The 6,537-nt window shown below is 39.6% G+C and carries 3 protein-coding genes and 1 pseudogene; all 4 read right to left on the reverse strand.

Features of this window, described 5'->3' with window-relative positions; all coding sequences use genetic code 11:
- A pseudogene (locus AAC037_RS17285) lies at positions 1 to 310 on the reverse strand (SGNH/GDSL hydrolase family protein); the annotation flags it as partial.
- Between the two features lie 54 nt (positions 311 to 364).
- Positions 365 to 1,486, reverse strand: a complete 1,122-nt coding sequence (locus AAC037_RS17290; RefSeq protein ID WP_339904317.1) for a sialidase family protein — start codon at positions 1,484 to 1,486, stop codon at positions 365 to 367.
- A 78-nt stretch (positions 1,487 to 1,564) separates the two neighbouring features.
- On the reverse strand, positions 1,565 to 3,049 hold the full coding sequence (locus AAC037_RS17295; RefSeq protein ID WP_339904319.1) for a RagB/SusD family nutrient uptake outer membrane protein: 1,485 nt from the start codon (positions 3,047 to 3,049) through the stop codon (positions 1,565 to 1,567).
- A 29-nt stretch (positions 3,050 to 3,078) separates the two neighbouring features.
- The gene (locus AAC037_RS17300; protein WP_339904321.1) at positions 3,079 to 6,300 is read right to left on the reverse strand and encodes a TonB-dependent receptor; all 3,222 of its coding nucleotides are present in this window, start codon (positions 6,298 to 6,300) and stop codon (positions 3,079 to 3,081) included.
- Positions 6,301 to 6,537 lie beyond the last annotated feature (237 nt).

Consider the following 6,537-nt stretch of genomic DNA (forward strand, 5'->3'; position numbering starts at 1 on the left):
CTGTGTTGATAATAAGATCCCTTACTCTACCAAGCTCCCACCTTATCCGCTCCGAGAAAATTTCCGGATAGGAGCGAAAGCCATGGGTATGTTTTGCGCCATGAGTAATGCTATCACCTGTAAAAACCCAAATCAAGGAATTTTTTCCTTTAAGCAATAAGGCAATTTTCTCTTTGTCATTCTCTTCTGAATTAAGGAAAAAAGAACCTGTCTCTCTACCATTAAACTTAGGTATAAAGGACAATAGGGTAGGTAATGGAATTAGACAAAGAGATTTTATAAAAAACCTTCTTCTGGAAAGGCTATTCATTTTTTTATATTATTACTGATTGAAATCAAGCTGGTATTTTCCAAGCCTATTTTTTTAATTAATATAATCCTTTTCATACAACCTGACCCGAAGACCTCCTTGCATGGTGGTGATCCACAATTCACCCAGATTTCGTTCAAAAACGTAAGGGTACGAAATTCTTCTCAGCGGGGGATCCATATTTTGGCTTTTATCAATTTTAGCAATTACCGTAGGTGAAGACCATGTATTCCCATCATCTTCTGAGAATGCCATAGACAATTCATCTCTGTGGTTACTTGCCGCAACTTCCGACCATTGGTTATCTCCCCCTCTTAGTGGGTATTGATCCGTACCTTCAGGAAACCTTCTATTCCACACCAAAACCAACCTGCCACTTTCCAGCCTTTTCAATAGGCCGGGAGCAGAACTTGCAGGAATATCTGTTGGCCGGATGCCCTCCCAGGTTTTACCATCATCTGTGGAGAAAGCCTCCCAAAAAGTCCCCCAATTGGTTCGCATTAACAACCATAATTTCCCTAAGGGAAGTGATTCGAGCGTAGCTTCAGTAACTCCACTGTGATGCCCAATCCCTCCTAGGTCGATAATATTTGACCGTTCCCAAGTCTTGCCTTCATTCCCCGACTTATAAGTCAGCACCGTATGGTGTCCCGGATGATGTCGCATCATCATTGAAGTGAAAACAACATTCCCATTTTCAGTTTCTATCATGTCACGAATAGCTCCGGTCCATTCATTATGGAGCTTTTGAACGTCTTGCCAGGTTTTGCCACCATCTAAACTTCTCACGGTATAGGTAGGTAGTCTGGCACCTGGTGAATCTGAAATATCTTCTTTCCATTCCCAGTTGGCCCTTTCTTTCAAGTTCATAAAAGCCAAAACAATCACACCATTGCTTGTTTTAAGAATGGCCCGTTCATCTGAAATCAGAAAGTTTTCCGGTTTTTCAAATACAGCGTACCTTTGCCAGGTTTTACCCTCATCGCCACTTATGACACAATCTGTTCCGTCCACAGTTAGGATGTCACCATCCTCCAACTTGACAAATGGTCCCATCATCAAGGCTTTCAATTCATCAACATCCGGTTGTACCAGTGCTCCAATGGAAATTGATTTACCATTGTCTGTATTTAAATAAGCATGTTGCGCCTTTCCCGGATGGGAAAGGGCAGCCATGAAGATAATTAAAGTTAAAAATCGATAAATCATTAACATTGGCTAAGGTGTGTTTATGGGTTTATAACTGCCTATTTTTCACTGTTCGTAACCCGGGTTTTGGGTAATTTTAGAATTTAAACTAATGGTTTCTAAAGTAATTGGCCAAACCAAAAGATAATCTTGGCCTTCTTTACCCTGTAAGGAAGGTACTTTCTCAAATGCTTTATTGAAACGAATGAGGTCCCACCATCTTTTCCCTTCAAAAGCCAATTCAAACAACCTCTCCTGTAAAATGGCCTCATCATTTTCTTCTTGAGAAGCACTCACAAATTCAAAACTAGAGAAATTCTCACCATAAGCTCTTGCTCTTATCTCATTCATTTCAGCTGAGGGGTCCTGACCAAGGGCGTTTTTTGCTTCAGCAATTAGCAATAGTAATTCAGCATACCTGTAAATAACAATATCATCTAAAAACCATCGGGATCCTGATTCTGTATAACCGTCCCCTTTTTTCACAATTGATGTTATAAAGGTATTGTTTTCATCTTTGTCATAAATTTCGAAAAAGCTTCCATCTTTTCTACTATCCTCATCTGTAAATTGATTGCGCATGGTAGCTGATGGTGCCCACCAATTAAACCCTCCCGGGGTGCCAATGGTGGCAAGGGTTTCTTCTCCATAAGATTCTTTTAAATCTAGAGAATTAATGTACATGTCTGAAAACAAATTGTTAGACACCTCAAAATCATTGAAATGTACAGAGAAAATAATTTCATTATTTCCCTTATTGTCAAAATCAAAAACCCTAGAGTAATTATCCAAAAGCTCAAGGTCAGCAGTTCTAGCCTCACTCAACACACTCAATGCCGTTGTTATGTCAGTATCACCTCCATCCATGGTTTTTCCCGTCCACAAATAAACGTCCCCTTTAAGCGTATTGACCGCTGGCTTGGACCACATCGAACGACCATTATCAAAACCATTGTTTGGAAAAAGTTCAATGGCTTTTTCTAAATCAGCTTTTATCAATTCAAAAATTGAAGAAACAGCAGCCCTTTCCTGAAATGTAGTTTCTGCATCAAATCCTTCAACAGGTGTTGTAATCAAAGGAACACCTCCCCAAGTTTTGGCAAGAACAAAGTACATAAAGGCCCTCATGCTATAAGCCTGAGCCAGTAGATCATTTTTATTGTCTTCATTAGGGAAAGTGATATTTGGAACGTTTGTAATGACCAAATTGGCATAGTTGATCACCTTATAGGACTGCAACCAATCAAGGTCTGCATTACTCTCATTCATATCATTTTCAAAATACTTTCTTCTATAATCCGCATTCTGAAGTCCTTCACTCATGATCTCACTCCTAGCTTCTCCCATAAAATAGAGGGTTCTGCTAGACAAATCCCTAAACTGGTTGTACATCCCAACTATCCCTCCATAAGCATCTTGTTCAGACTGCCAAAAAGAGTTGGCGCCAATTGAACTTATAGGGGCTAATTCCAATGGTTCTGTACAGGAATAATTAAGTAGAAAAATAGCGACTCCTAGAAGGTATATCTTTATATTAACTAATTTTTTCATGATTTTTTTTGTGTTTGATCCGGACTTAATTAAAGGGAAAGGTTTATACCTAGCATAAGGTTACGCGGAACAGGAAAACGCCCCCTATTCATTCCTCCTTCTTCCGGAGAAAGACCACTAAAATCTGTCAAATAAAATAAGTTGGTCCCTGTTAGGTTGAGGCGAACGCCTTCAATCCCAATCCTTTTGTACCAACCGGCTGAATAATCGTAACTTAAGGTAAGTTCTCTTAAAGCTAGGAAATCACCTTTTTCATAATTCATCGAACTACCTGCACCATTGTTTAGATTTCTCGGATCTCCTCTCCAGTAATTGCTCTGTGCCACTTGATCTGCCCAGTAAAACTTGGGCACGTCCGTTACATCTCCTTGGTTTTCCCAAGACCTTGCAATATTTGAACTCATATTGGTATTCCCTACAAACTCTCCATCCAAATTGGCCCTCACATAGTTGTAGATGGTATGTCCGGTGGTATAGTCCATTCTCAAGTAAAGATTAATCCCCTTATAATTTACATTATTCGAAAAGCCTCCGGTCCATTTTGGGAAGATATTTCCCATATAAACCCTATCTCGGGTGTCGATCACATCATTGCCATCAACATCCAACCAGTTCACATCTCCTCCATACCTGGTTCGGTCAGGTCCGGCCATGATCATATCCTGAGGGGCAGCTGCTGCTTCATCATCAGTAGCAAAAACTGACAAGTACTGATAGCCATACATTTCTCCAATCTGACCTCCTTCTTGTAAACCACCTTTCCATACATAATCACCAACCGAAGGATCATACACATTAAAACCTCCAATTCTATTGTTTTCATTGTCATTTTCCGGAAGTTCCAAGATCTTGTTTTTTACATAAGAAGCGTTGAAGCCCACATTCCACATCCAATCCTGGGTTTCCAAAATGTTATAACTAATTTCCAGCTCCACTCCTTTATTTTCTAAACTTCCGAGGTTTGTCAACACACTGGTAAAACCGGTCAACTTCGGCATGGCCAGGGTAGTAATTAAATTGGAAGTTTCTCTTTGGTAATAATCAAATAAAACACTGAGGCGGTTATTGAATAAACTTGCATCAAAACCAATATCAAAGGTTCTGGATTGCTCCCATTTCAAGTCTGGATTTGCAATAGTTGTGTATTCAACAGCAGCATTTCCTTGGTAAATGGCTCCCACACTATAACCACCCTGTGCTTGGAAATCACTTAGGTTACCTAAATTACCGTTAAGACCATAACTCGCTCTCAATTTGAACTTATCTATTGCTGCCGGAGCATCCCAGAAAGATTCATTGTGTAAATTCCATCCTGCGGAAACGCCCGGGAAAAAACCCCATTTATAAGCAGAACCCAGGTTAGATGCTCCATCATACCTGGCACTTACAGATACTAGGTATTTGTTTTCAAAATCATAATTGGCTCTTCCAAAATAACCAAGGATTAATTGCTTCCCTTTGGAACTGGAAACTTGTACAGGTTCTCCTGAGGCATTCAAGGTAGGAATCAAATCCGTAGCTGCTCCTCGGCCTTGTGCAAAAAGACTGTAATTGTCTCTTTGATACATAGAATATCCAAGAGTAGCATTGAAGTTATGCAACTCAGTAAAACTTTTCTCATAATTCAAAACCGCATCAAACTGAATCTGCTCCCAATTCGTCTGACTTCCGGTAGCATTTCTATCTTCCACCAATTGCGTAGGTGAGTTGAGGTAGGACATCAAAAAAGTATTGGCAGTATTTGTTCTCGTAAAAAGAGAGGCCGAAGGCTCAAAGCTCAAGCCGGGAGCAAGTTCCCAATTAGCCCCACCACTTAAGGTCAACAAGGTTAAAGTATTGTCATTATTACTACGATTTAAGTGGTAAATCGGATTACCTAAAGAACGATTCACCCCCGGAGACAAGGTTCCATCTTCAAAGGCATATTTTGCTGTCGGAGGTGTAGCAATGGATCGTTCGAACAAGTTGTTTTCACTGTAAACCAAATTATCCGTGGAACGTGTAAAATTTAAACCTGCAAAAACGAACATCTTGTCACTTACTTGCAACCTACCGTTCATATTGGCAGTAAATCTTTTATAATTGGTAGTTATTGCTATCCCATCCATATCTGAATAACCAACGCCTAAATTAAAGGTGGCTTTCTCCGTTCCTCCAGATAAGTTCAAATAATGATCTTGTGTCATGGCGGTTCTAAAAAGCACATCTTGCCAATCTACCTCATCAAAAATAATGGTTTTGCTAGGGTCTACCGGATCAGGCATGCTTTGCCAGCCTTCACTCAGTTTGTATTCATTCTCTGGAGTCAAATATTGAGTGGTGTAGGCAGTATTGTTACTAAGGTCATTCCCAATACCATAACCAAATGCTCCATCTAATTGAGCAAGCCTAAATGGTGACTTAATGCCGGTTGCAGCCAAACCTAGCCTTGAATAATAAATATAATCCCTGGCAGATAATAAATCATATTTTTTGCGTAATTGTGAAGCACCAATGGTATACCTGTAGGTTACCTTTGTATCTCCCGCTTTCCCCGACTTTGTGGTCAAGATCACTACTCCATTGGAAGCTCTTGCTCCATAAATAGCAGTGGAAGCCGCATCTTTTAACACCTGCATGGATTCTATATCCATAGGGTTGATTCCCTGTATATCATCCCTGATTACTCCATCTACTACATATAAAGGTTCCGCACCATTAGGATTATTAATAGATGTACCCCCTCTTACAATTATTCTGGGAGAAGCTCCGGGCTGTCCACTCAATGTTTGAACCCTTACACCGGACACCGTTCCTTGTAGTGCAGAAGCGGCATTTCCTAAGGGAGCGTTTTCAAGCACCTTGGTATCCAATGTACTTACCGCGGAAGTTAATTTCTCTCTTGACTGCTCCCCATAACCAATAACCACTATTTCATCCAAAGCTCCCAAAGCAGTTTCCAGGGTCACGTCAATATTGGTTTGGTTCCCTACTGTGATTTCTTGTACCTGAAAGCCTATGGCGGAAAATTTTAGAATGGTATTGTTACCGGAAACATCTATGAAAAATTTCCCATCCATATCGGTAACCGTTCCAGTTGCGTTCCCAACGTTTATTATATTGACTCCCGGTATGGTTGTTCCATCTTCTTTAGAATAAACGGTCCCCGTGACAGTCTGGGTCTGTGCCCACGCCCTCTCAGCAGAGAAGGTTACTAATAGAAGCATTATAAAAACGGATTGCCACCAATGTGTGTAGAGTTTCTCAATCATATTTGCCCTATTTTATATTTTGAATTGAAAATTATTAGCTATAAATAACTTATTAACAACTGGTAAAGTATTAAAAAATATGTATTATTTATTCAAATATAATAAAAAATTATTCTCTTCAAAATCCAGCCATCCAAAACTTAGGGGATATCACTCCCCGAATGGAAATTCAAAATATTATTTTGTATAAAATGGATTCATTAAGTCTTAAAATTAATTCTTAAAAAAAAAAAAAAA

This window comes from uncultured Cyclobacterium sp., assembly GCF_963976465.1.
Taxonomy (GTDB): Bacteria; Bacteroidota; Bacteroidia; order Cytophagales; family Cyclobacteriaceae; genus Cyclobacterium.

Bases quoted from the DNA above. Each gene is read 5' to 3' on its own strand.
- AAC037_RS17300 (WP_339904321.1), bottom strand. From the start codon at position 6,300: ATGATTGAGAAACTCTACACACATTGGTGGCAATCCGTTTTTATAATG.
- AAC037_RS17295 (WP_339904319.1), bottom strand. From the start codon at position 3,049: ATGAAAAAATTAGTTAATATAAAGATATACCTTCTAGGAGTCGCTATT.
- AAC037_RS17290 (WP_339904317.1), bottom strand. From the start codon at position 1,486: ATGGCTGCCCTTTCCCATCCGGGAAAGGCGCAACATGCTTATTTAAAT.